The organism is Pseudomonas sp. lyk4-R2A-10 (genome assembly GCF_030209075.1).
Classification (GTDB): domain Bacteria; phylum Pseudomonadota; class Gammaproteobacteria; order Pseudomonadales; family Pseudomonadaceae; genus Aquipseudomonas; species Aquipseudomonas glycinae.
Window position 1 is genome coordinate 68,181 of the sequence record NZ_JARVSR010000010.1, and the last position, 22,575, is coordinate 90,755.

Here is a 22,575-nt window from a genome sequence, read left to right on the forward strand (position 1 = left end):
GAGAAACCATGAATGATCAAGCGTTCAAAATGTGGCGAGATAAACTGGTTTCATTGGATCGCTACGAGAACCCGGAAGATGCTCGTGAGTTCTCGGCGCTCGTGAGCAGTGTCCGCGACGAACTCGATGCAAAAACCATTGATGTACTACTGTCGACCTTTTGCGATGAAGACGACTACGGTGTGCAAGAGCGCGTGGTGGGTGTTCTTGATCATGCTGAAGCGGGCGTTTTTGCTGAAAGGCTTGCGGTGAACTTCTCAACGTTGCAAAGACAGGCAAGTGGCAAGGAATGGCCTCTTATTCTGATCGGTCGTGTCGTGAACTCGGACAACGCAGAGAAGATCAAGGCGATTGTCGCGGCTGCGAAGAAGTCCCCGGATCTTGACGCCTTTATTCGAAGTGATGAGTTCCTGGATGAGTATCCCGAGATCGATAGCTACTTCCCCTGATACGACTCAAGGCCCGCCGTTTTCACGTTTGATGGATTCCACGGCGCCATTTGGCATGCCAGAAGTCAGGTCAAAGGAGAGACAACATGAAAGACGCAATCCGCCTCGGCGACTCCACCACCCACGGTGGCAAAGTCCTCGAAGCCTTCTCCCGGACCGATCTCAACGGCAAGCCGATTGCCGGGGTCGGTCACAAGGTCAGTTGCCCGTTGTGCAAAGGGATTTTTCCGATTGCCGAGGGCAGCAGCACCTACACCGTCGATGGCACACCCATTGCGCTGGACGGTATGAAAACAGCCTGTGGGGCGGCGCTGATTGCCAGCGGGCCCAAAGGGGCCGTTGTCAGCTAAATCGATATTTGTAATTGCCGTCTCCATGACGCGGCCTTTTCGGCGCGTTATTTGAACAAGACATGCTTCACCCAAAACATGCTTCACCTCAAAAAGAGCTCAAAACGCTCCAACATTTAAAGGAATAAATATGAAGACCGCTTCTTTGATTCTCGCCATGGCAGCCGCGTTTGGCACCAGCACGCTTGCCTACGCCGAAGGGCAAGACGCCGCCACTTTGAAAGGGATATACGACAACGGTCGCAACATGTCAGGCCTGATCAAAAGCTGCGTCGACAAGGGGTTTCTGAAAGCGGACAGCACCGAGAACGCCAACAAGATGGCCGCATTCGTGGGCAACATGCCTGGCGATTTCGACAAGCGTGACGGCGACAAGAACGAACAGTCTGGCCGTAAAGGCGAAGTGTTCACGGATGGGGAATACAAGAGTCTGGAAAGCAACCTGCCGCCGAACCTCACCCTCAAACAATGGTGCGAACAGGCGGATCAGGGAATGCGCGAAGGGTTGAAGCGCGTCGGTCTGTAGCCGTCAGCTGATTCAGGGCCGACGGTAACGGCAAGCCGATTGCCGTGGTCGGTCCTGAGGTCAGTCGAGCCGCTCGATAGACCGAACTAAGCTAATGCAAAAAAGATATTTGTTCGGTGTTTTTAATATCGTTTAGTTTTGTTTCATAGACGAATCAAAAGCATCAAACCGATAGACCTCCCGATTGCCATGACGGCACACGCTGAATCGATCACGGACTCTTCAGGTTTGATTCACACGGGAGTGAATCATGCCGCACACCTCAGACATCACCGCGTTACCCATCCTCGACCTCTCCCTGCTCGACGGTACACCGTCGCAACGCCAGGCCTTTCTCGATGACTTGCGCCACGCCGCCCGCGATGTGGGTTTTTTCTACCTGACCGGCCATGGCATCGACGCCGGCCTGCTCGAGCAAGTGCAGGACTACGCACGCCAGTTCTTCGCCTTGCCTGACAGCGAGAAAACCGCCGTCGGCATGATCAATTCACCGCACTTTCGCGGCTACAACCGCGCCGCTTCCGAGATCACCCGTGGCCAGCCCGATCAGCGTGAGCAATTCGATCTGGGCGCCGAGCGCGACGTCTTGCCGTTGAACGCTGACAGTCCGTTATGGGCGCGGCTGCAAGGGCCGAATCAATGGCCCGGAGCGTTGCCGCAACTCAAGCCGCTGTTGCTCGACTGGCAGCAGGCGATGACCCAAATGTCGCTGCGCCTGCTGCGCGCATTCGCTCAGGCGCTGTCCTTGCCGGAAGACGCTTTCGACCGGTTGTACGGCGACAAACCCAACGAACACATCAAGCTGATGCGCTATCCGGGGCAAGCCTCGACCGCGAGCAATCAGGGCGTCGGCGCGCACAAGGATTCGGGTTTTCTCAGCTTCCTGCTGCAAGACCAGCAGGCCGGTCTGCAAGTGGAGATCGAAGAGGGGCGCTGGATCGATGCGCTGCCTCGGGACAATACGCTGGTGGTGAACATCGGCGAGCTGCTGGAGCTGGCCACCAACGGTTACCTGCGTGCCACGGTACATCGGGTGGTGTCGCCGCCGGTGGGCAGCGAGCGATTGTCCATCGCGTTTTTCCTCGGCGCGCAACTGGATGCGGTAGTGCCGCTGTACCCCTTGCCGACGGCGCTGTTGCGTGAGGCGCGTGGCCCGGCGAGTGATCCGCTCAATCCGCTGTTTCGCGATGTCGGCTGGAATTACCTGAAGGGCCGACTGCGCTCCCATCCCGATGTCGCGCAGCGTTTTTATGCCGATGCGTCGAATACCAGCACACCGCTGCGCAAGACCGCCAACGCCTGATCCATCACTCGCAGAAGGACTCTTTCCATGTTGAAAAAAGCAGGCTTGACCCTGGCCGTCCTCGGCGCGCTGGTGACTTCGTTCAGTGCCCAGGCGCTCGAACCATTGCGCGTTGCAGCGGACCCGGTGCCACACGCGCAGATCCTGGCGTACATCCAGAAACTCGATCCGCAGCTCAACCTCAAGGTGATCGAAATCCCGCAGGGCGTGAACTCCAACGAACTTTTAGTGCACGGCGATGTGGACGCCAACTACTTCCAGCATCTGCCGTACCTGCAATCCCAGGAAAAGGCCCTTGGCGAAAAACTCGCGGTGGCCGCCACGGTGCACATCGAACCGCTGGGCATCTATTCCCATCGCCACAAAACCTTCGCCCAGGTGCCAGACAAAGGTACGGTCGCCGTGCCGAACAACGTCACCAACCTGAGCCGTGCGCTGTACCTGTTGCAGGACAACGGCCTGATCAAACTCAAGCCTGGCTTCAATGACCCGGCGGCCGATCAGGCGACGCCCAAGGACATCGCCGAAAACCCGAAACAGCTGAAGATCCTCGAAATCGAATCGCCGCAACTGCCCCGTGCGCTGGATGACGTGGACCTGGCGGTGATCAACGGCAACTACGCGCTGGAAGCCGGGCTGGTGCCGGCCAAGGATGCGCTGGGGCTGGAGAAGGCCGAGCACAACCCGTACGCCAACATTCTGGTGACCACGCCGAAACTGAAAAATGATCCGCGCATTCAGCAACTGGCCAAGGACCTGACCTCGCCGCAAGTCGCCAAATACATCGCCGAGAACTTCAAGGGTTCGGTGATCCCGGTGGCGGATGCCAAGCCATGATCGTCGTCGAGCAGTTGAGCAAGACCTATCCGTCAGCGTCGATCCCGGCGCTGGATCAGGTGTCGTTGAGCATTCCCGATGGCGCGATCTACGGGATTCTCGGGCGCAGCGGCGCGGGTAAATCAACGTTGCTGCGTTGCCTCAATCTGCTCGAACGCCCGGATGCCGGGCGGATTCTGCTGGACGGCGAAGACCTCACGGCGCTGTCCGACCGTGAGTTGCGCCGCCAGCGTCAGCGCATCGGCATGATCTTTCAGGGCTTCAACCTGCTGCATTCGCGCAACGTGTTCGACAACGTCGCGGTGCCGCTGGAAATCGCCAAGGTTGCCAAGCTACAGCGCCATGAACGGGTTCGGGAACTGCTGGATCTGGTGGGGCTGGGCGACAAGGCTGAAGCCTTTCCATCGCAACTGTCCGGCGGGCAGAAGCAGCGGGTCGGGATCGCCCGGGCCTTGGCGGCGCGGCCGGCGTATCTGCTGTCGGACGAAGCCACCAGCGCCCTCGACCCGGAAACCACCGCGTCGATTCTGGAACTGTTGCGCGACATCAACCGCCAGCTCGGTTTGACCATCGTGCTGATCACCCACGAACTGGACGTGGTCAAGTCGATCTGCGATCACGCCGCGTCCATGGCCAATGGAAAACTGGTGGAGGCGGGACCGGTGGCCCGATTGCTCGCCGATCCGCAGTCCGCCCTCGGTGCTTCACTGCGCCCCAGTTGCGGCTTGCCGCTGGGGCATGACGCGCCCGGCCTGAGTTTTCTGCGGCAATACGGCGTACGGGCGGCCCACTCATGAACCGCGTGATCGACTGGAATGAAATCCTGCAACTGGTGCTCAACGCCACCGGCGAAACCCTGTACATGGTGCTGCTCGCCGGGCTGTTCACCTTGCTGATCGGTTTGCCGCTGGGGGTGTTGCTGTTCATCAGTCGGCGTCAGGGCCTGTACCCGTTGCCGAGGCTCAATCAAGCCTTGGGCGCGATCATCAATCTGGGGCGTTCGCTGCCGTTCGTGGTGATGCTGATTGCCCTGATCCCGCTGACCCGGCTGGTGGTCGGCACCACCTTGGGCAGCACCGCCGCCGTGGTGCCGATCACCATCGGCGCCTTTCCGTTTTTTGCGCGGATCGTCGAGAACGCTTTGGACGAAGTCGAAAAGGGCCGGATCGAAGCGATCCTCGCCATGGGCGGTGACATCCGCCATGTGATTTTCAAAGTGTTGTTGCCCGAAGCGCTGCCGGCCTTGCTGGCGGGCATCACCCTGACGCTGGTGATGCTGATCGGCTTTTCTTCCATGGCCGGGGTCATCGGTGGCGGCGGACTCGGCGATCTGGCGATCCGCTACGGCTATCAACGGTTCAACAATGAAGTGATGGTCGCCACCGTCGTGGTGTTGGTCATCCTCGTCCAGGGTGTGCAAAGCCTGGGCGATCGACTGGTGCGTTCGCTGGCTCATCGACGTTAAGGAATTTTATGGGTGCGCCTGTCGCTGTGGTCTCCGAGCCACTGATTCGTGTACGTGAACTGAGCAAGACCTTTGGCTCGAACCGGGCGCTGGACCGGGTCAGCCTGGATATTTTTCCCGCCGAAGTGGTGGCGCTGCTCGGCGCCAACGGTGCGGGCAAATCGACGCTGGTGAAGATCCTCGCCGGCAGCCAGACCCACGATGGCGGCGAGATCCGGATCGATGGCCAGCACCGGCATTTCAGTTCGCCGCTGTCGGCCCGCCGTTTCGGTATTGTCGCGGTTCATCAGCAGATTAACGAAGGCATCGCGCCCGGATTGAGCGTGGCGGAAAACCTGCTGCTCGATGAACTGTGCCGCCCCGACGCCGACTTCTGGCTCAATCGCAAACGCCTGCTGGAACGCGCCGCGAGCATCGCCGCCGGGCTCGGTCTGGTGCTGCCGCTGGAGCAACCGATCGAGCACCTCGGCCAGGCCGAGCGGCAACTGGTGGTGCTGGCTCGCGCCTTCGCCCTGCAACCGCGCCTGCTGATTCTCGACGAGCCGACAGCGGCCCTGTCGGACGCCGAAGCGCAGCGCCTGTTCGGGCTGATCGACACCTTGCGCAGCCGTGGTGTGGCGATTCTGTACATCTCCCATCGCCTGTCCGATCTGCAACGAGTGGCCGACCGCGCCGTGGTGTTGCGAGACGGGCAACTGGCCGGTGAGTTCAGTGCCCGGCAATTGCCCGAGGCACTGGAAGCGATGCTTGGTCAGGCGCTGGAAGCCCACGTCTACACACCGCGAGCGGCGGGGCGCGAAGTACTGAAACTGCGGGACGTGAAAATCCTGCCGCGCACTCAGGCTTTTGATCTGTCCCTGCACGAAAACGAAGTGGTGGTGCTGACCGGCTTGCTCGGCGCTGGCAAAAGCGAGATCGCCGAAGTGCTGTTCGGGCTGTGCAAACCGGTGTCCGGCTCTCTGCAGCTGGACGGCATCGACTGGCAACCGGGCTCGCCCCGCCAGGCAATCCAGAATGGCGTGTTCTTCGCCGCCGAAGATCGCGCGAGCCAATCGCTGGTGGCGGACTTTTCATTGCGCCGAACTCTGACCTTGCCGTTCCTCGAACGCTTCACCCGTGGCGGTTTCATCCGCAACCGCGCCGAAGCGGCGGCGGTGGAGGCGCAAGTCGCAGCGCTGGGAATCAAGACCGCCGGCATCGATGTGCCGATGAGTGCATTGTCCGGCGGCAATCAGCAGAAAGTCGTGCTCGGTCGCTGGCTGCTCGGCGAGGGCCGGGTGCTGATCCTCGACGAGCCGTTTCAGGGCGTCGATGTGCGTGCCCGGCGCGAGATCGGCCAGTTGCTGCGCGACAGCGCCGCTGGCCGCGCCACGCTGGTGATCTGCTCGGACGTCGATGAAGCGCTGGAGATCGCCGACCGCATTCTGCTGGTGCGCGATCACGCGGTGGTGGCCGAGTACCCGCGTGCCGGGCTGGATCGCGCCACCCTGGTCGCCGCGCTGGCCGGCAGCGATCCGCAAAATTCTATTGTTCACGCCGCGCCAAGGAGTAGAGCGAGTGCCTGATTCGAGTTCCCTGTTGTCATCCGCCCCGGCGCCGACCGAGCGCTTCGTGCAAGCGCTGATCCGCTACGGCCTGCTGTGGGTGCTGGCGTTGATCGTGGTGTTTTTCAGTGTGGCAGAACCGGCGTTTCTGCGCGTTGGCAACCTGTTCAGCATCCTGCAGTCGGTGTCGATTGTTGCACTGCTGGCGTTGGGCGTGACGCTGACCATGGCTGTCGGCGGACTGGATCTGTCGATCGGCGCGGTGGCGGCGATGAGCCTGATGATAGCCAGTTACGTGATGGTGGTGCTCGGCTGGGGCGCGGTGCCGGCGGTGCTGATCAGCCTGGCCGGTGGCGCGCTGGTGGGGCTGCTCAACGGCTGGCTGATCGTGAAGATGCGCGTGCCGGACATTCTCGCCACGCTCGGCAGCATGTTTCTGGTGATCGGCGTGCAACTGATCCCCACGGGCGGCCGCTCGATTGCGGTGGGCATGACCCTGCCCAATGGCGACGAAGCCGAAGGATCGTTCAGTGCGCTGTTTCTGGCACTGGGTCGTGGACGGCTGTGGGACATCGTGCCGGTTCCGGTGTTGATCACGGCGGTGGTCGCGGTGGCGGTGTGGTTGTTTCTCGAACGCACGCGCATCGGCCGGTTGTTCTATGCGATTGGCGGCAACGAGCAGGCGGCGCGTCTGGCCGGTGCGCCGGTGCAGCGCTTCAAGTTGCTGGCTTACGTGCTGTCGGCGCTGCTCGCATCGCTCGGTGGTTTGCTGCTGGCGGCGCGGTTGGGGCGCGGCGATGTCAGCTCCGGCAACGGGCTGGTGCTTGATGCGCTGGGCGCTGCGCTGATCGGTTTTGCCGTACTCGGGGCGAAGAAGCCCAACGCGTTCGGCACGCTGGTCGGCGCGTTGCTGGTGGCTTCGTTGCTCAACGGCCTGACCATGCTCAACGCGCCGTATTACGCGCAGGATTTCGTCAAGGGACTGGTGCTGGTGCTGGCCCTGATGTTCACCTTCGGCCTCGCGCATCGGGCGCGCTGAGCCGTTTTATTGATGCTTCAAGGAAAGATCCATGCACGGTTCAATCAAGCAGTTCGCACGTCATTGCCTCGCCGGGGCGTTGCTCTCGGCGCTGGCCCTCAATGCGCAAGCCAAGGCCTTGCCCGGTGCACCGGCGCCGTTCGATAAAGGTCAGGTACAGATCGCGCTGGTCGGCTATCTGTTTTCCGGGGATTTCCCTGAAGCCTATCTGCGCGGCGTGGAAAAACAGACCGAAGCGCTGGGCGCCAACCTGCGGGTGTTCGACGCGCGGCAACAGGCCGCCAGTCAGGGCGAGATGATCGATCAGGCTGCCGACCTCGGTGTCGACGGGATCATCGTGCAATTGGGTCTCGCGGAAACCCTCAAAGGGCCGATTGAGCGGGCGCTGGCCAAAGGCATCAAGGTCGTCGCGTTCGACGTCGACCTGAACACGCCGCAAGTGACTCAGGTCGAGCAGGATCACCATGCGCTGGCGCGGCTGGCACTCGATCAAGCGGTCAAGGACAACGGCACCCGTTTCGATGCCGGTTACGTCTACATCAGTGGTTTCACGCCGATGGAGCGCCGCGACGAGATCTGGAGCCAGGTCAAGGCGAGCAATCCGGGGATCATCGAGAAGGCGCGCTTCGGCACGCTCAATCCGCCGATTGCCAACTCGGTGGCGGATCAGGCCAGCGCCGTGCTGCGGGCCAATCCGGGGATCAGCGTGATTTTCGCGCCGTTCGACGAGTTCGCCAAAGGTGCGAAGATCGCCGTCGATGAGGCCGGTCTCAGCCGCAAGGTGAAGATCTACAGCGCCGACATTTCCACCGCCGACATCCAGATCATGAAAGAGCCGGACAGCGCCTGGGCCGCCACCGCTGCGGTCAATCCGCAAGTGGCCGGCGCGATCAGCGTGCGCAGCCTGGCGATGCTGATCGCCGGGGAAAATCCGGGGCACAAGGTGCTGGTGCCGCCGACCCTGATCACCCGTCAGCAACTGCTGGATCTGGACGTGAAAAACGTACGGGATCTGGGGCAAAAACTGCCGGCCTTCGGTGACACCGCCAATGTCGCGCGGGCACCGTGGATTCCCGTGGCGAACTGAGGAACCGACATGCACGACAAGGCTGCGCGCCTGCGCAAGAGCCGTTCGCCGACAGCCGATGTGGCGCTGGGCGAACGGCTGCCACCGGGGCAGGTGCTCACGGAGCGCTTCCCGATCCTGCACGAGGGCGAGGTGCCGGCGTATGACCTGGCGACGTGGTCGCTGCGCCTGTTCGGCACTTTGGCCAACCCGGTCGAGCTGACCTACGCCGATCTGCAAGCGCTGCCGCAACGCCGGTTGCAATGCGACATTCATTGCGTGACACGCTGGTCGAAGTTCGACACCCGCTGGAGCGGCGTGCACCTGCAAGACCTGTTGCAGGCCCTGGACATCCGGCCGACATCGTCCTTCGTCATGGCCCACGCCGATCACGATTACCAGACCAACCTGCGCCTGGATGACCTGTTGCATCCGGACAGCCTGCTGGCCACCCATTACGACGGTCAGCCGCTGACCGCGCAACACGGCTGGCCGCTGCGGCTGGTGGTGGCGGGGCGGTACTTCTGGAAGAGCGCGAAATGGCTGCGCGGGCTCGAATTCACCGATCAGGAACAACCGGGCTTCTGGGAGCGCAACGGCTTTCATTTGCACGCCGATCCGTTCATTGAGCAGCGCTTCAGCGGCGACGCGCTGGACATTGCCGAAGATGCCTGGCGGGAAAAGGACTTCGACTGACGGCATCTAACTTCGCACCGAAAAAAACCACAGATTAATAACGCTCTCTACAACAACGTGGAGTGCGTTTTTGTGCGTGATTAGTTGTTGGTTAGTTGGGTGTTCATGTTGTTGCGCAAACACAAGTGTTGCTCAGGCAACACTCCGTTCGTCGGGCATAACCTAAGCGTTATTGGTTCTTTTGCGGCAGGCGACCGCTCGTCTAGCATCGGTAAACAGGGGGTTCTACTAACTTTGGGGTTCTTGCGCTCTAACAGCCGATAGTTGCTCAACACAGTTGGCTGCCTTTCTGAATATCAAAACTACAGCAGAAATTGCCGTGCACTGATTGCCGAGACTTCATGATTCGGCAGCGGCCGGTTATTAACTGCGATTCAAGGAGCTGTCGCATGATTCACCGTTCGCGTTCATTACTCGCCATCGCTGTTGTCAGTGCAATCTGGCAACTTCCTGCGCAAGCCGAAGAGACTTCCGCGCGCGTCGACGATGACACACGGCTGGGCACCGTGCTGGTCACCGGCACCCGGGGCACCGCACGCACGGTGCTGGATTCGCCGGTGCCGGTGGATGTGCTGACCGCCGAGGACCTGAAGACCGCCGGCGCCAGTGGCGGCGAGCTGGGCCAGGCGTTGCAGACGCTGTTGCCGTCGTTCAGTTTTCCGCGTCAGTCCAACTCCGGCGGCGCCGACCACGTGCGCGCCGCGCAGCTGCGCGGCATGAGCCCGGATCAGGTGCTGGTGCTGGTCAACGGCAAGCGCCGGCACACCTCGGCGGTGGTCAACGACTCGTCGAAAATCGGTCGCGGCACGGCGCCGGTGGACTTCAACTCGATCCCGATCAGCGCGATCAAACGCATCGAAGTGCTGCGTGACGGCGCGGGTGCGCAGTATGGCTCGGACGCGATTGCCGGGGTGATCAACATCATCCTCGACGATGCCCCCGAAGGCGGCGAAGTGTCCACCAGCTACGGCGCCTACCACACCCATCAGGACGCGATCGGCAAAACCACCACCGACGGCCAGAACAGCGTGACCACCGCCAAGATCGGCATGCGGCTGGGCGAGGAGGGCGGCTTCATTCGCGGCGGCACCGAGTTCAAGGATCGCAACCCGACCAACCGCGCCGGCTACGACGGTTTCGCCGACACCCCGGGCCAGCGCAACTACGTGATGGGCGACGGCGTGGCGCGGGACGTCAACGCCTGGTTCAACGGCGAATTGCCGCTGGCCGGCGGCAAGGCCTACAGCTTCGGCACCTACAACGAACGCCACACCACCGGCGCCGAGTTCTACCGCTACCCGTCCGAGCAGCCGCAGTTCTACCCCAACGGCTATCTGCCGCAATCGCTGGGCGACAACACCGACATCTCCGCCACCGCCGGCTACAAAGGCCTGATCGGCGACGACTGGGATTTCGACAGCAGCGTCACCCACGGTCGCAACCGCTTCGAATCGGCAACCCGTCGCACCCTCAACGTCAGCCTCGGCGCGGACTCGCCGACCCGCTTCGACACTGGCGACTATGAGTTGCGCCAGACCACCACCAACCTCGATTTCAGCCGCGAATTGCGCCTCGGTGGCCGCTCGTTCGTGCTGGCGGTGGGCGGTGAATATCGCTACGAAAACTACCTGACCTTTGCCGGGGACGAGGCTTCCTATATTGGTTCCGGGGCCGATGGCGCCAACGGCCTGCGCCCGAGTGAGGAGTCGGATCTGGATCGCAACGTGTTCGGCACCTACGCCGAATTGTCCGGTGATCTCACCGACCGTTTCTTCGTCGATGCCGCCACGCGCTGGGAACATTACGACGATGCGGGCAGCAAACTCACCGGCAAGCTCAGCGGTCGCTACAAGTTGACCGATCAATGGGCGTTGCGCGGTGCGGTGTCGAACAACTTCCGCGCGCCGTCGCTGGCCCAGAGCGGCTTCCAGAACACCACCAGCAACTTCGGCGACGGCGGCACGCTCACCGATATCCGCGTGCTGTCGGTCAACGATCCGATTGCCCGTGCCCTGGGCGCGGAAAAACTCGATCCGGAAACCTCGAAGAACTTCAGCCTCGGCCTGACGTTCCAGTTGAACGAACGCTTCGATGCGTCGCTCGACGTGTTCCGTATCGACGTCAAAGACCGCATCACCCTGTCGCAGCGAATCGGCAGCGACGCGCTGGAAAGCTACATCAATGACAACTTCGGCGTGCCGGGCGTGCACGACGTCAACTTCTTCACCAACGCTGCCGACACCAGCACCGACGGTGCCGAACTGGTGCTCAACTACCATCAGCCGTTCTACGACGGGCAACTGGGCCTGACCACCGCGTACACCTACAACCACACCAAGGTCACCAGCACCAAGGGCACGCCGTCGCAACTGACCGCCTTGGGGATCGGCAATGACGCGCTGGTCGGCGTCGAGGAACGCAACACCCTGACCGACGCCGCGCCCAAGGATCGCTTCGTGTTTTCCGCCAACTGGACCAGCGAACACTGGGGCCTGCTCGGGCGTCTGACCCGCCAGGGCGAAACTACTCGGGTGTTCGATTTCGGCGACTCGCAGCCTGAGCAAACCTACGGCGCGGTGTGGCAACTGGACGCCGAGGTGACCTACAAATTCACCCCGAAATTCAGCATCGCCCTGGGTGGCAACAACCTGACCGACAACTACCCGGAACGCTCCGGCTCGGCCATCAACTACGGCGGCAACCTGCCGTACGACGTGCTGTCGCCGATCGGCACCAACGGCGCGTATTACTACGCCACCGCGACTTACGGCTTCTGAGTCTTTTCCGCCATGGATGGCGGATCATCAGCGGGAACCTTCATGACTCAAACCAATGGCCCCAAGCGGCACCTGCCGGTGTTCCAGGCATTGCTGATCACGCTGGGCATGGTCATCACCACCGATATTCTCAAAACCGCGCCGACCGTTGCCTTGAACGTCGGGCCGGAACATTTCTATTGGGTCTGGGTGCTCGGCGCACTGGCGTCGATGGCCGGGGCCTTGTGCTTTGCCGAGATGGCCACCGCCTTCCCGCATCCGGGCGGTGACTATCATTTCCTGCGCACCGCTTACGGCGAGCGCATGGGTTTCCTGTTTGCCTGGTCGCGATTCTCGGTGATGCACACCGGGTGGATCGCGTTGTCGGCGTTCATGTTTGCCGACTACTTCAATGCTGTCGTGCCGTTGGGGCATTACGGGTCGGGGCTGTTTGCCGGCGCGATCATTGTCGCGTTGGTGCTGCTGAATCTGACGGGCAAGCACATTGGTTTCATGACGCAGACGGTATTGGTCGGGCTGCTTGCTCTCGGGTTCCTGAGTATTGCCAGCGCCGGGGTCTGGCTGGCGTGGCAAGGGATCGAACCGACGCTGCCCAGTGATCCGGTGGTGCCCGAACACACGGGCGCGGCGGAATTTTCAGCGGCGATGATCTTCGTATTTCTGGCCTTCGGCGGCTGGAGCGATGCAGCGACATTGTCCGCCGAAGTGCGCGATGGTCGACGCGGGATCTTCATCGCCATGCTCGGTGCGCTGACGGTGCTGATGGCGATCTATCTGGCGCTGAACTGGGCGTTCGTCCAAGGGCTGGGATTCGAAGGCCTGGCGGCGAGCAACGCGCCGGCGGTGGAATTGTTGAACCGCGCCTTCGGTGCTCCCGGCGTGTTGTTGATTCTGTTGATGGTTGGCATCGCGGCCATCGCCACTATCAACTCAACCTTGCTGGTCGGCGCCCGCACCACCTACGCCGCCGCCCGCGATGTGCCGCAACTGCGCCGCTTCGGTGAGTGGGATGAGCGCGATGGCGTCCCGCGCAAGGCGTTGTTGGCGGAGGGGGCGGTGGCGTTGTTGCTGGTGTTGTTTGGCAGTTTTACCCAGAGCGGTTTCAACACCATGGTTGAGTATCTGACGCCGGTGTACTGGCTGTTTCTGAGTTTGAGCAGTCTCGCGTTGATCATTCTGCGCAGGCGCTTTCCTGAGGTGCCCCGGCCGGTGAGGGTGCCGCTTTATCCGGTTTTGCCGCTGCTGTTTTTTGGGTTGTGCGTTTACATGCTGTATTCCAGCGTGACGGTGGTTGGTTTCGGCGCTTTTCTGGGGATTGGGGTATTGCTGGTGGGGGCGTTATTGCTGGCCGGGTTGAGCCGCCTGGTGTCGACACCTCGGCAGGCTCTGCAACGGAGCGTAGATTAGAAGGACACCACCGCCGGTTGGGACAAACGAAGCACCGACAAATCCCCCGTAATCCGCTTGTACGCCAAACGAATCGCCTCGATGTCACTCTCACGCTTCGGCCCGCTTTCGTGCAGGATCACAATCACCTTCGTCGCCAGCCGCTCGGGCACTTTCGCGTCATGGTCCTTCCACTGCCCATACGCATCCAACACGCTGAACCCGTCCGGGAACCGCGTCGTCACTTCCTGATCAAGAAACTCGCGCCAGCGCGCCGGGCTCACCACACCTTCCTTGCCCTCCAGCGGCCCCACCGAGAAATACAACTCGGTGCGCACCCACTGCGCCTGCGCTGGCCGCGTGGCATCGCCTTGCAGGGTCGAACTGACGGGATCCTTGGTATGCACGGAAACCGGAGGAGGGCTGGCACACCCGGCGACCGCCAGGAACAGTGCTGCCAGTAGTAAACGTTGCGGCATGGAACTTCCTTATTGTTAAGAACTGTCCCGAATTATAGAGGGGGCGGTTAATAGCAATAAAAGATTAAAAAGTGGATCGTCGCTGAACTAATGGAATAAGCAAACACAATGAAAATAATGCCCGCTGGTTAGAACGATTATTTCTTTAAGTTATTTGCTTGGTGTTTGATCGCATATCCATGGCATTTAAAAACCTGTTCCCGCATTTGCCGGATCTGTCATTGCGCCTACTCTGCTGCTGCAACGGTTCAAGTCGCACGGAACGCTGCACTTGAAGCGTTTGAACAGCAGTTTTTGATGCTCGATGGACAGCTTGTTGCGGATTTTCCAATCCTTAGAATCCGCTCCATCAACTTCTCATCCAGTTCTTAATCCTCAGGGAGCTACACCATGATGAACGCCATGCAGATGCAAATGCCGATGAACGCCAACATGCCGATGATGCCGATGACGGGCATGCCGATGATGATGGCGACCATGAGCTGCGACATGATGGACGACGGCATGATGTGCAAGATGATGCCGGCCGCTGGCATGGACATGGCCATGTTCAAGAACAGCGCTGAAATGATGCAGATGATGATGGACTGCGGCATGCCGATGATGATGCATTGCGGCAACATGAGCATGATGTGCATGTCCCCGGCGGCCATGGCCATGCCGATGATGAACATGATGATGCCGATGATGGGCATGCCGATGCCATCGATGAAGTGCGTGATGGAATGCACCATGATGGCCGACTGCATGATGTGCAAAATCATGCCGATGCCGGGCATGAACATGGACATGATGAAAAACTGCTGCGCCCTGATGATGAAGATGATGAACGACTGCAGCATGCCGATGATGATGAGCTGCAACGGCATGCCGATGATGTGCTGCACCTGCTGATTTTCGCCAGCGCATGAAAAAGCCCGACCGGGAAATTCCCGGTCGGGCTTTTTGTTGTCTGTTTGTCAGTCCAGGCGTTCGGGGTAAGTCACCACCAGATACGCCACCGCTTCACTGTCGGCGGGGTTGCGGTAACGATGGGGCTGGTCGGCGTAAAACAGAATCGAGTCGCCCGTCGACAGCAGATAGCGCTCGTCGTTGACGCTGATCTCCAGCACGCCCTGAGCCACCACCAGATTTTCCTGCACGCCGGGGCCGTGGCCTTCGGATTGATCTTCGCCCAAGGGGCTCAGACGCAGTTCGTAGAATTCCGATTGGCGCGCCACGTCAAATGGAAACAAGGCGCGACTGACAAACGCGCCGCTGGCACTCACCAGTCGCTTGCTCTGGCTCGCCGACAACACGGCCACGCCTTCAAGCGCGCGATGTTCCAGAAACGCTGCCACCGACACCTTCAAACCCTTGGCGATTTTGCACAGCACCTTGATCGACGGCACGCTGCGCCCGGATTCGATCTGCGCCAGCATCGCCCGGCTCACGCCGCACTGGCGGGCGAGGGCATCGAGCGACAGATGCCGCTTGCCGCGCAGACGTTGCAGGTTCTGCGCGACGCGTTCACAGATCGGGTCTTCTTCCAGGGATTCGAGGTTGTTCAGGTCCAGCACAGGTTCATCGGCGCTCGCCAGAAAGCGCGAGGGTTCACGCGCGTTCACGCTTGACGCGTCTCGCTGGAACGCGCGGCCTGCACCCACTGCCAAGCCTGATAACCGGCATTGCGCGCATACATTTCCCACATCAGCCGGGCCTGTTGCTGGGCGTGGCGGCGTTTGCGGTAGACGGCGATGTCGATCAGGTTGTCAGTCGGTTTCATGGCGCACTTCACTGTGTTCAATGACGGGATGAGCTGAGAGTACGCCGAGACTTTTATAACGATAAATACTGTTTTTTTATTTATTAATGCCATCAGCTTCTATGTGAGGCAAGTGACGCGCCGATGGCAGTCGGCGCGCCAAATCCTTCATTTGCTGGCGTTCAACACAATCCGGTACCGCGCCTTGCCGCTGCGCAAATGGTCGACGGCTTCATTGACCTTGCTCATCGGAAACTCCTCGACCTGCGGCAGGATCTGATGCCGCGCGCAGAATTCCAGCATGGTCGCTGCCGTGGCGGGCGAGCCGACCGGGGAGGCTGACAGGGATTTCTGTTGCGGGATCAGGTTGAACACGTGCACCGGAATCGCGTCGGGCACGATGCCGACGAAGTGCAGCCGGCCCTTGCCGCGCAGGGTGGCGAGCATGGCCGTCCAGTCGAGGTTGGCGTTGGCGGTGATCAGCAGAAAGTCGAGGGTGCCGGCAATCGCTTTCAGCGCTTCGCTGTCGGTGGAGGCGACGACCTTGTGGGCGCCGAGGCGTTTGGCTTCGTCCTGTTTGCTCAGGGAAGAGGTGAAGGCCGTGACGTCGCAACCCCAGGCATTGAGAAACCGCAGCGCCAGGTGACCGAGGCCGCCGATACCCACCACGCCGACCCGGTCGGTCGGCTTGATGTCGAATTCCACCAACGGATTGAAGACCGTGGAACCGGCGCAGAACAGCGGGCCAGCGAGGGCCGGGTCGAGATTGTCCGGGAGTTTCAGCGCCCACGCCCAGTGGGTGCGCAGCCGATCGGCGAATCCGCCATGGCTGCCGATGATCGTCGGTCTGGCGGTGGCGCAAAGGTGATGCGAACCGCCGATACAGGACGAGCAGTGCATGCAGCTGCCCTTGTACCAGCCAATACCCACGCGCTGGCCGACTTCCAGACCACGTACCTGCGGGCCTGTACGCACGATGCGGCCGACCACTTCATGGCCGGGAATGAACGGGTATTGGCTGATGCCCCAGTCGTTGTCGATCAGCGACTGGTCGGAGTGGCAGACGCCGCAGTACTCCACGGCGACTTCGACTTCTTCATCTCCCAGCGGGCCGGGGTCGTAACTGAAGCGCTCCAGCGGCGCGCCGGCCGAGGTGGCGGCCCAGCCGGTGAATGTCGTGGGTTCGGTGCTATTGCTCATGGGACACCTCCAGGTCTGGCGCTGCGGGCGCAGCCTGAAGAGTCTAGCGTGTCATCAAGCGGGCGCTAGCCAGGTGTTCAGCACGCGCCGGTCGAGCTCTTCCCAATCCGCCATGCCCAGCACTCGGGTGGTATTGAGGCCGCGCAGATAACCGCGCAACTGATTGGCCACGGCCCGCACCGACTCTGAATCGTTCGCTGACTGGCCCAGCACGGTTTCGTATTCGACCAGGTATTCGGCCACCCGGTCGCGGAATTCGGGCAGGACGGCATCGCGGATCAGATCAAAGGTTCGCACGGGTAATCCTCATCTGTTTTCGTTGTGATTGAGTGTGCAGCAGTCTGCACGCCGCGCAACTATCGGTTCAAGTAATAGTGACCATCAAGAAACGCAAGTTCTGCTTTGGCGCCGATGGGCGGAAAATCGCCTCCATCGAACACGCTGCTGAAGGAATTGCGCGATGAAGACTTTGACCCGACTGGCTGTAGTCGCCCTGCTGATGGGCGGGGTGGCCACCACCGTGGCTCCGGCTTATGCAGACGATGCCAACTCGTGCCATTTTCTGCCCGTCGCCGCCAGCAGCGCCGCGCTGCAGCACTCGCAAACCGTCGGTGTGCTGTACAGCGAAAACACTCTGGACAACCTGCAATACCTCGAGCGTTACCACGATGTGGCGGTGAACGGCGCCAGGAATGCACTCGATGCGCGGATCCGTGATGCCTTCGTCGACAGCTCCGACCCGGAGCTGGCCATCGACTGGCTGATGAGTTCGCTGCAACAGCAGTTTCTCTCGGTGACCGTCTACGACAGCCTCGATGCACTGGTGCAGGCTCATCCGGACGTGGTGGTGATGCTCGACACCCACAACCGTCTGCTGACCCAACGCAACAGCCAGGTCGAAGCGCGTTTCGCCGCACGCTTCTACGACGCCAACCTGCAATACATCGGCAAGGCCGAAGGCGCGGTGGAGAAGCAACTGCCGTCGGTGTGGGTACACAACAAGGCAGCGCCCGAAATCGCTGCCGGAATTGAACAGCAGCGCGACCTGCAACTCAGTGCCTTGAAGCAGTTCGATGACTCGCTCAAAGCCCTGGTGAGTGCAGGCTGAACACCTGAAGCAAAAACGGCAACGGCAGTGCCCGTGACACTGAACGTTGCCGAAGAACCGAACCTTTTATTTTCAGGATTTTACCCATGCGTGCCTTTTTTATCCCTGCCATGGCGTCTGCCACTTTGCTGCTGACCGCTTGCGCCTCTGCGCCGAACGATCCGACGCTGACCCTGCAGACGCACAAGACGCCTGCCCAGTACGCCGAATGCGTGGTGCCCAAGCTGCAGGGCAGCGCGCTGAACCCGACCGTGTCACAGACCCAGCGCAGCTACCGGATCGTGGTACCGAGCAAGGTGGCGGCGGACAACGTGCTGGAAGCCTACAAGGCACAGGACGGCGGCAAGGTGTTTTTGTATGAGCGCCACTTGCTGGCTTCGAGTTTCATGCCGTCGAGTTTTGAACGGGCTGCCCAGGAGTGCCTGTAACGCCTGACGGTTAACGCTTTTTGACGATGCTCCTTTGGTTGGCCGCAACCAACCAATTCCTTTGCCCCGCACCTTGCGGGGCTTTTTTTTGCCCGGCGTTTGGCGCAGTCGGCGCTACGCTGGATAGCGGAAAAGGTTTCGGGATTACAAGGATATGAAGAAGGACAGCAGCGGCGCGGCGACTGAGAATCCCTCTGTGCTGATCGACGCAAGAGTCAAGGAGCTGAACGACTGGCGCGGCCAGAAGCTGGCCGAAATCCGCGCGATCATTCATGAGGCGGACCCGGAGGTCGTCGAGGAGTGGAAGTGGCGCGGCGTTCCGGTCTGGTCACACAACGGCATCATCTGCACCGGGGAAACCTACAAGGCCGTGGTGAAAATGACCTTCGCCAAAGGCGCGGCGTTGGAGGATCCGTCAGGACTGTTCAACGCCAGTCTGGAGGGCAATACCCGGCGGGCGATTGATATTCACGAAGACGACAAGATCGATACCAAGGCTCTGAAAGCGCTGGTGCGTTCGGCTATTACGTTGAATTTGAAAAAATGATATGCCGTTGAGGCAGAGGTGAAACGGAGGAGGGTGAAACGAGGAAAAAAATGGCAGGGGCGGCTGGATTCGAACCAACGCATGGCAGGATCAAAACCTGCTGCCTTACCGCTTGGCGACGCCCCTGTAGCTATTGGTTTCAGTCCCGGGAGGACCTCTGCAACAGTGGGCGGCACTTTACCAGCGCTCTTCCATTCTGTGAACCCCTGAAACAAATAAATTTCAGGGAAAACAGCTACTTATTTCCCGGACGGCAGCGCCGGTCAGACTTTCCGGGCTTTTTCAGCGATGGCCCCGAGAATCAGAGCGACCGAAGAAGCCCGAAAGACGGGCGAACGGCACCCGCCGCCGTCTCAACTCAATGAACTCGGCACTCCCGCCAGTAAACCGGTCAGCGTCTTCATGATTGCCTGCTGCCGGGCCCGGTCGTTCAGGTGCCGGGCCTCGGCGGCGGCGACATCGGCGCGGCAGTGCGGGCAGATCGATTCGTGGGGGTGGATGTATTGCAGGCAGTCGCGGCACAGGGCCAGTTGTGTCGGCAGGCGTCCTTCCTCGGGGGACGACTGGCCCTGATTGATCCAGGCCAGTTTGATCACTTGCCCGCTGTCGCTGACGCTGCTGACTTTTTCGCCGGTGTCGATGCGTTCAGTGATCAGGTCAAAACGTCCGACCGCAAACGAGCGCTGGGCGGCGTCCTCGACTTTGACGATGCGCTCGCGCAAACCCTGTTTCTGCAATTCCAGGGTTCGGTAGTGGCAGTAAGGATTGTTGCCGGGTTTTCCCAGCAGCGAGTGCGACGTCCAGGTGCAGCCGCCCCGGCAGACGTCGTTGTAATAGCAGCTTCGGCAGTAGCCCCACAGATCATCGACCGAGCGCAGGCGGCCGAAGTGCATGCCTTCGCTGTAGTGCCAGATATCGTGCAGGCTCATGTTGCGCACGTTGCCGCCGGAAAAACCGACGGTCGCCAGTGACGGGCAACCTTTCACCGTGCCGTCCGCTTCCAGCGCCAGCACGGTCTGGCCGGCGGCGCAGCCGCTCCAGTGCACGCGCTCATCACCGAAGCCGCGCCACAGATGTTCGTAAGGGCCGTAATAACCGATGTTATTGCCGACGTTCATCAGCAATCCGCGATCCAGTCCTTCGCGATACAACCGGGCCAGCAGCGGCATCACTTCCAGCAGCTTATACGGCTGGAGCAACAGTTCCGGATGGTCGACGGCGTTGCCCATGGCCACCGTGATCTGGATCTGCCAATGGGTGGCGCCGAGCTCGATGATGGTGTCCATCAGCTCCGGCAGGTCCGGCAACGTGGCCGCGCCGATCTGTGTGTTGACGCTCACCGCCAGCCCCGACGCCTTGGCCCGGCGCAGGGTGTCCACAGCCTTGTCGAACGAACCGGACACGTTGCGCACCTTGTCGTGCAGCGGCGCGAGGCCGTCCAGGGAAATGCCGACCCCGTTGAGCCCGGCATCGACCGCTGCCTGCATCTTCGCCGGTGTGAGATTGCGCCCACCGGTCTGGATCGCGCAGTACATGCCATGGTCGTGGATGGCGCGGATCAGTTGCGTCCAGTCCTTGCGCAAATAGGCTTCGCCGCCGATCAGGGTGATCTCGCGGGTGCCGAGGGCGGCGAGGGAATCGATCACCTCGAGGCATTCGCGGGTGTTGAGTTCATTGGGACGCCGATGCCCCGCGCGGGAGCCGCAATGCAGACACTTGAGGTCGCAGGCGAGGGTGATTTCCCAGACCACGTGCACCGGCACGTAGCGTTTGAGATCGGTGTCGCTGAGGTAGCGGGCAGGGCGGTTGTCTGTCATGGGAGATCCTTGCGCACGGGCCTGTGCGCGGCACGATTGGACTGACCTCGATGGGCAGGAAGACCGGGCGCGGTCACCCAGGACCGCGCCCGGGCCGTACGACTTAGCGTGCTTCCAGTCGCGCGATTTCCGCATTCAACTGCTCAAGGGCACTGCGCAAGGCGCCCTCGTGGGCCAGCTGTTGCTCGCCTTGCTGCACGGCGACTTTCAACTGCGCCAGATCACCGCTGGCCTGTGCCGTTTGCACGGCCACGGCATACAGCGGCTGGACGTGATGCTCGGGCGGCAGTGGCTCGACACTTGGTGCCTGATGCACGGCGACGTGCCGCACGTCCTGCCACTGGCCGCTTTCGTTGTAGCGGTAATCGACAAAGCCGCTGGTCCAGTCGCCCAGAATGCCTTTGAGGTGGAAGGTCTGGGCGATCTGACTCAGCGGACCGCTCGGGCTGCCGTCGAGGGTGAGAATGATGTAATTCTCGGCCGACGGCGTCAGCCTGGCCTCGGAATAATCGCCCCAGACCCGGGCATGGAAGTTGACCGGAGGCCAGGTGCTTTGAAACACGCTCGCGGTGCCGCTGACTTTTTTGCGGACAGTATCGACCACGATATCGAGGGTCAGAACCGGTGCGCCCAGCAGTGAATTGCTGGCGATGAGGCGGGTGTGAAAAAGTCCGATCGACATGATGCTGCTCCCTTGTGAAAGAAATGGTTCCTGTAGCCGATCAGCGACTTTGCGAGCGGCTGATTTCTGTCTTGGCGGCGTCCACCGCTATGCGCAATTGCGGCAATTGCTCCAGCTGCTGTCTGGCCTGTGCGGACAGACTCTTCATCTGCGCCAGGTCACCGCTGGCGATGGCGCCCTGAATCGGCGCGGCATACAGCGGCAGGACCGGTTTGTGCGGCTCGATCACCGGGCCGGGATTGAAAGCCTGAAGAACGTTCGAAGGCACCTCCACCAGATGCGCCGGCACGTTGTTCAGTTCGTGCCAGCGCTGGCCGTCGAAGTACTCATAGTTGGCCACGCCTTCGCGCCAGTCGGTGCCGATCACCAGATGGATCTTGAAGTTGATGATGGAGTTGGAACCGGGGCCGCCATGGTTGCCCTGGGCGGTGATCAGGATCTTGCTGACACCGGGCTTCATCACCGTCATGTAGGTGTATTCGCCCCAGACGTCCGAGTCGATGTCGAGCGGCGGATTGGTCGCCTGAGTCACCGCGGCGTTGCCGGTGACCTGCTGCTGTGGCGTGGACACCAGCAGGTTCAGCGCAAGACTCTGCGCCCCCGGCTGGCCCGTACCGATCCGGTAGCTCACCGGGAACAAGCCGACATTTTGCTGAGTTGCTGACATGTTGATTGCCTCCATTGCAATGTGGGAAATGGCCTTAGGGTTTTTCCAGTCGAGAAACTTCTTTGGCCAGTTTTTCGTACGCGGTTTGTAGCTCCTTCGCTTCCGGCTTCGTTGAATCGCGCTGCTTCAACAAAGTCTTCATCTGTTGCAGATCGCCGCCGGTGATCGCGCTCTGGATGGCGACGCCGTAGGGCGGGATGTTGTGGTTTGAACCGGTCATATCGAGGCCTTCCTCGTGGGTGTGTGCCGCTCGACCCCTTGCGCAGAAGGGGCGCCTTTCCTGACAGGCAGGCGAACGACATCCGCCAGAACCACCGGCAACCGGGATTCTCGGCGACGTGACAACCTGATCCGTCGGGATCTGATCAATTCGCAAACAGGGTTCGCGCAGGGGCGACGCCGCAGCGCCGGCTCACGCGCAAGCGTCGTCAGCCAAAACCGTCGGGCCTGACCTCGGGCGTCAAT

At 61.1% G+C, this 22,575-nt stretch carries 26 protein-coding genes and 1 tRNA gene; 17 read left to right on the forward strand and 10 right to left on the reverse strand.

Going from position 1 to position 22,575, the window contains the following annotated elements; genetic code table 11:
• The first annotated feature begins 8 nt into the window (after positions 1–8).
• The 13 genes from QRN46_RS13640 to QRN46_RS13700 all read left to right on the forward strand — a co-directional run bounded on the left by QRN46_RS13640 (position 9) and on the right by QRN46_RS13700 (position 13,459).
• On the forward strand, positions 9–449 hold the full coding sequence (locus QRN46_RS13640) for a hypothetical protein (RefSeq protein ID WP_011333756.1): 441 nt from the start codon (positions 9–11) through the stop codon (positions 447–449).
• A gap of 86 nt (positions 450–535) precedes the next feature.
• Entirely contained in the window at positions 536–799 is a 264-nt protein-coding gene (locus QRN46_RS13645) for a PAAR domain-containing protein (protein ID WP_011333757.1), read from the forward strand.
• 130 nt (positions 800–929) lie between these two features.
• Positions 930–1,325, forward strand: a complete 396-nt coding sequence (locus QRN46_RS13650; protein WP_201818079.1) for a hypothetical protein — start codon at positions 930–932, stop codon at positions 1,323–1,325.
• A 250-nt stretch (positions 1,326–1,575) separates the two neighbouring features.
• Positions 1,576–2,628, forward strand: coding sequence for an isopenicillin N synthase family dioxygenase (locus QRN46_RS13655; RefSeq protein WP_201818081.1), 1,053 nt, complete (start codon positions 1,576–1,578; stop codon positions 2,626–2,628).
• Between the two features lie 27 nt (positions 2,629–2,655).
• Positions 2,656–3,465: a MetQ/NlpA family ABC transporter substrate-binding protein gene (locus QRN46_RS13660; RefSeq protein WP_201818083.1), complete on the forward strand. Its 810-nt coding sequence runs from the start codon at positions 2,656–2,658 to the stop codon at positions 3,463–3,465.
• A complete protein-coding gene (locus QRN46_RS13665; protein ID WP_201818085.1) occupies positions 3,462–4,262 on the forward strand; it encodes a methionine ABC transporter ATP-binding protein in 801 nt (266 codons plus the stop codon). The genes QRN46_RS13660 and QRN46_RS13665 overlap by 4 nt, the downstream gene beginning before the upstream one ends.
• A complete protein-coding gene (locus QRN46_RS13670; protein WP_007955507.1) occupies positions 4,259–4,930 on the forward strand; it encodes a methionine ABC transporter permease in 672 nt (223 codons plus the stop codon). The genes QRN46_RS13665 and QRN46_RS13670 overlap by 4 nt, the downstream gene beginning before the upstream one ends.
• An 8-nt stretch (positions 4,931–4,938) precedes the next feature.
• Positions 4,939–6,495 carry a sugar ABC transporter ATP-binding protein gene (locus tag QRN46_RS13675; protein ID WP_285355222.1) on the forward strand — a complete coding sequence of 519 codons (1,557 nt, stop codon included), beginning with the start codon at positions 4,939–4,941 and terminating at the stop codon, positions 6,493–6,495.
• Positions 6,488–7,513 carry an ABC transporter permease gene (locus QRN46_RS13680; RefSeq protein WP_201818092.1) on the forward strand — a complete coding sequence of 342 codons (1,026 nt, stop codon included), beginning with the start codon at positions 6,488–6,490 and terminating at the stop codon, positions 7,511–7,513. Before QRN46_RS13675 ends, QRN46_RS13680 begins: the two co-directional genes overlap by 8 nt.
• Before the next feature lie 31 nt (positions 7,514–7,544).
• A complete protein-coding gene (locus QRN46_RS13685; protein WP_197871566.1) occupies positions 7,545–8,600 on the forward strand; it encodes a substrate-binding domain-containing protein in 1,056 nt (351 codons plus the stop codon).
• 9 nt (positions 8,601–8,609) lie between these two features.
• On the forward strand, positions 8,610–9,275 hold the full coding sequence (locus QRN46_RS13690; protein ID WP_221614909.1) for a sulfite oxidase-like oxidoreductase: 666 nt from the start codon (positions 8,610–8,612) through the stop codon (positions 9,273–9,275).
• 389 nt (positions 9,276–9,664) lie between these two features.
• A complete protein-coding gene (locus tag QRN46_RS13695; RefSeq protein WP_221614908.1) occupies positions 9,665–12,052 on the forward strand; it encodes a TonB-dependent receptor plug domain-containing protein in 2,388 nt (795 codons plus the stop codon).
• Positions 12,053–12,094: 42 nt separating this feature from the next.
• Entirely contained in the window at positions 12,095–13,459 is a 1,365-nt protein-coding gene (locus tag QRN46_RS13700) for an APC family permease (RefSeq protein ID WP_285355229.1), read from the forward strand.
• Here the strand turns inward: QRN46_RS13700 and QRN46_RS13705 are convergent.
• On the reverse strand, positions 13,456–13,917 hold the full coding sequence (locus QRN46_RS13705; protein ID WP_011333768.1) for a DUF3574 domain-containing protein: 462 nt from the start codon (positions 13,915–13,917) through the stop codon (positions 13,456–13,458). The two genes, QRN46_RS13700 and QRN46_RS13705, sit on opposite strands and share 4 nt — an antisense overlap.
• 390 nt (positions 13,918–14,307) lie before the next feature.
• On the opposite strand from QRN46_RS13705, the gene QRN46_RS13710 reads away from it, so the two are divergent.
• Entirely contained in the window at positions 14,308–14,811 is a 504-nt protein-coding gene (locus QRN46_RS13710; RefSeq protein ID WP_080511011.1) for a hypothetical protein, read from the forward strand.
• A gap of 65 nt (positions 14,812–14,876) precedes the next feature.
• Here QRN46_RS13710 and QRN46_RS13715 read toward each other — a convergent pair whose 3' ends face one another.
• The 4 genes from QRN46_RS13715 to QRN46_RS13730 all read right to left on the reverse strand — a co-directional run bounded on the left by QRN46_RS13715 (position 14,877) and on the right by QRN46_RS13730 (position 17,158).
• On the reverse strand, positions 14,877–15,467 hold the full coding sequence (locus tag QRN46_RS13715) for a helix-turn-helix domain-containing protein (protein ID WP_181457861.1): 591 nt from the start codon (positions 15,465–15,467) through the stop codon (positions 14,877–14,879).
• Positions 15,468–15,520: 53 nt separating this feature from the next.
• Complete coding sequence (locus tag QRN46_RS13720) at positions 15,521–15,682, reverse strand: hypothetical protein (RefSeq protein WP_221614906.1); 162 nt, start codon at positions 15,680–15,682, stop codon at positions 15,521–15,523.
• Between the two features lie 147 nt (positions 15,683–15,829).
• Positions 15,830–16,861 carry an NADPH-dependent aldehyde reductase Ahr gene (gene ahr, locus QRN46_RS13725; protein WP_221614905.1) on the reverse strand — a complete coding sequence of 344 codons (1,032 nt, stop codon included), beginning with the start codon at positions 16,859–16,861 and terminating at the stop codon, positions 15,830–15,832.
• Positions 16,862–16,915: 54 nt separating this feature from the next.
• Positions 16,916–17,158: a hypothetical protein gene (locus tag QRN46_RS13730; RefSeq protein WP_011333772.1), complete on the reverse strand. Its 243-nt coding sequence runs from the start codon at positions 17,156–17,158 to the stop codon at positions 16,916–16,918.
• A 163-nt stretch (positions 17,159–17,321) separates the two neighbouring features.
• Between QRN46_RS13730 and QRN46_RS13735 the strand changes: the two genes are divergently transcribed.
• The 3 genes from QRN46_RS13735 (at position 17,322) to QRN46_RS13745 (ending at position 18,944) form a co-directional block, all read left to right on the forward strand.
• Positions 17,322–17,969 carry a hypothetical protein gene (locus QRN46_RS13735; RefSeq protein ID WP_011333773.1) on the forward strand — a complete coding sequence of 216 codons (648 nt, stop codon included), beginning with the start codon at positions 17,322–17,324 and terminating at the stop codon, positions 17,967–17,969.
• Between the two features lie 86 nt (positions 17,970–18,055).
• On the forward strand, positions 18,056–18,397 hold the full coding sequence (locus tag QRN46_RS13740) for a YajG family lipoprotein (protein ID WP_115077529.1): 342 nt from the start codon (positions 18,056–18,058) through the stop codon (positions 18,395–18,397).
• Between the two features lie 154 nt (positions 18,398–18,551).
• Complete coding sequence (locus QRN46_RS13745) at positions 18,552–18,944, forward strand: DUF1801 domain-containing protein (protein ID WP_285355236.1); 393 nt, start codon at positions 18,552–18,554, stop codon at positions 18,942–18,944.
• A gap of 51 nt (positions 18,945–18,995) precedes the next feature.
• Here QRN46_RS13745 and QRN46_RS13750 read toward each other — a convergent pair.
• The 5 genes from QRN46_RS13750 to QRN46_RS13770 form a co-directional block, all read right to left on the reverse strand.
• Positions 18,996–19,070 (reverse strand) — tRNA-Gln (locus tag QRN46_RS13750).
• A gap of 227 nt (positions 19,071–19,297) precedes the next feature.
• On the reverse strand, positions 19,298–20,761 hold the full coding sequence (locus tag QRN46_RS13755; protein WP_011333776.1) for a GDL motif peptide-associated radical SAM/SPASM maturase: 1,464 nt from the start codon (positions 20,759–20,761) through the stop codon (positions 19,298–19,300).
• Positions 20,762–20,864: 103 nt separating this feature from the next.
• Positions 20,865–21,443, reverse strand: a complete 579-nt coding sequence (locus QRN46_RS13760) for a DUF1842 domain-containing protein (protein ID WP_011333777.1) — start codon at positions 21,441–21,443, stop codon at positions 20,865–20,867.
• Between the two features lie 40 nt (positions 21,444–21,483).
• Positions 21,484–22,110, reverse strand: a complete 627-nt coding sequence (locus tag QRN46_RS13765) for a DUF1842 domain-containing protein (protein ID WP_011333778.1) — start codon at positions 22,108–22,110, stop codon at positions 21,484–21,486.
• Between the two features lie 34 nt (positions 22,111–22,144).
• Entirely contained in the window at positions 22,145–22,330 is a 186-nt protein-coding gene (locus tag QRN46_RS13770; RefSeq protein WP_041475227.1) for a DUF1843 domain-containing protein, read from the reverse strand.
• Positions 22,331–22,575: the final 245 nt, after the last annotated feature.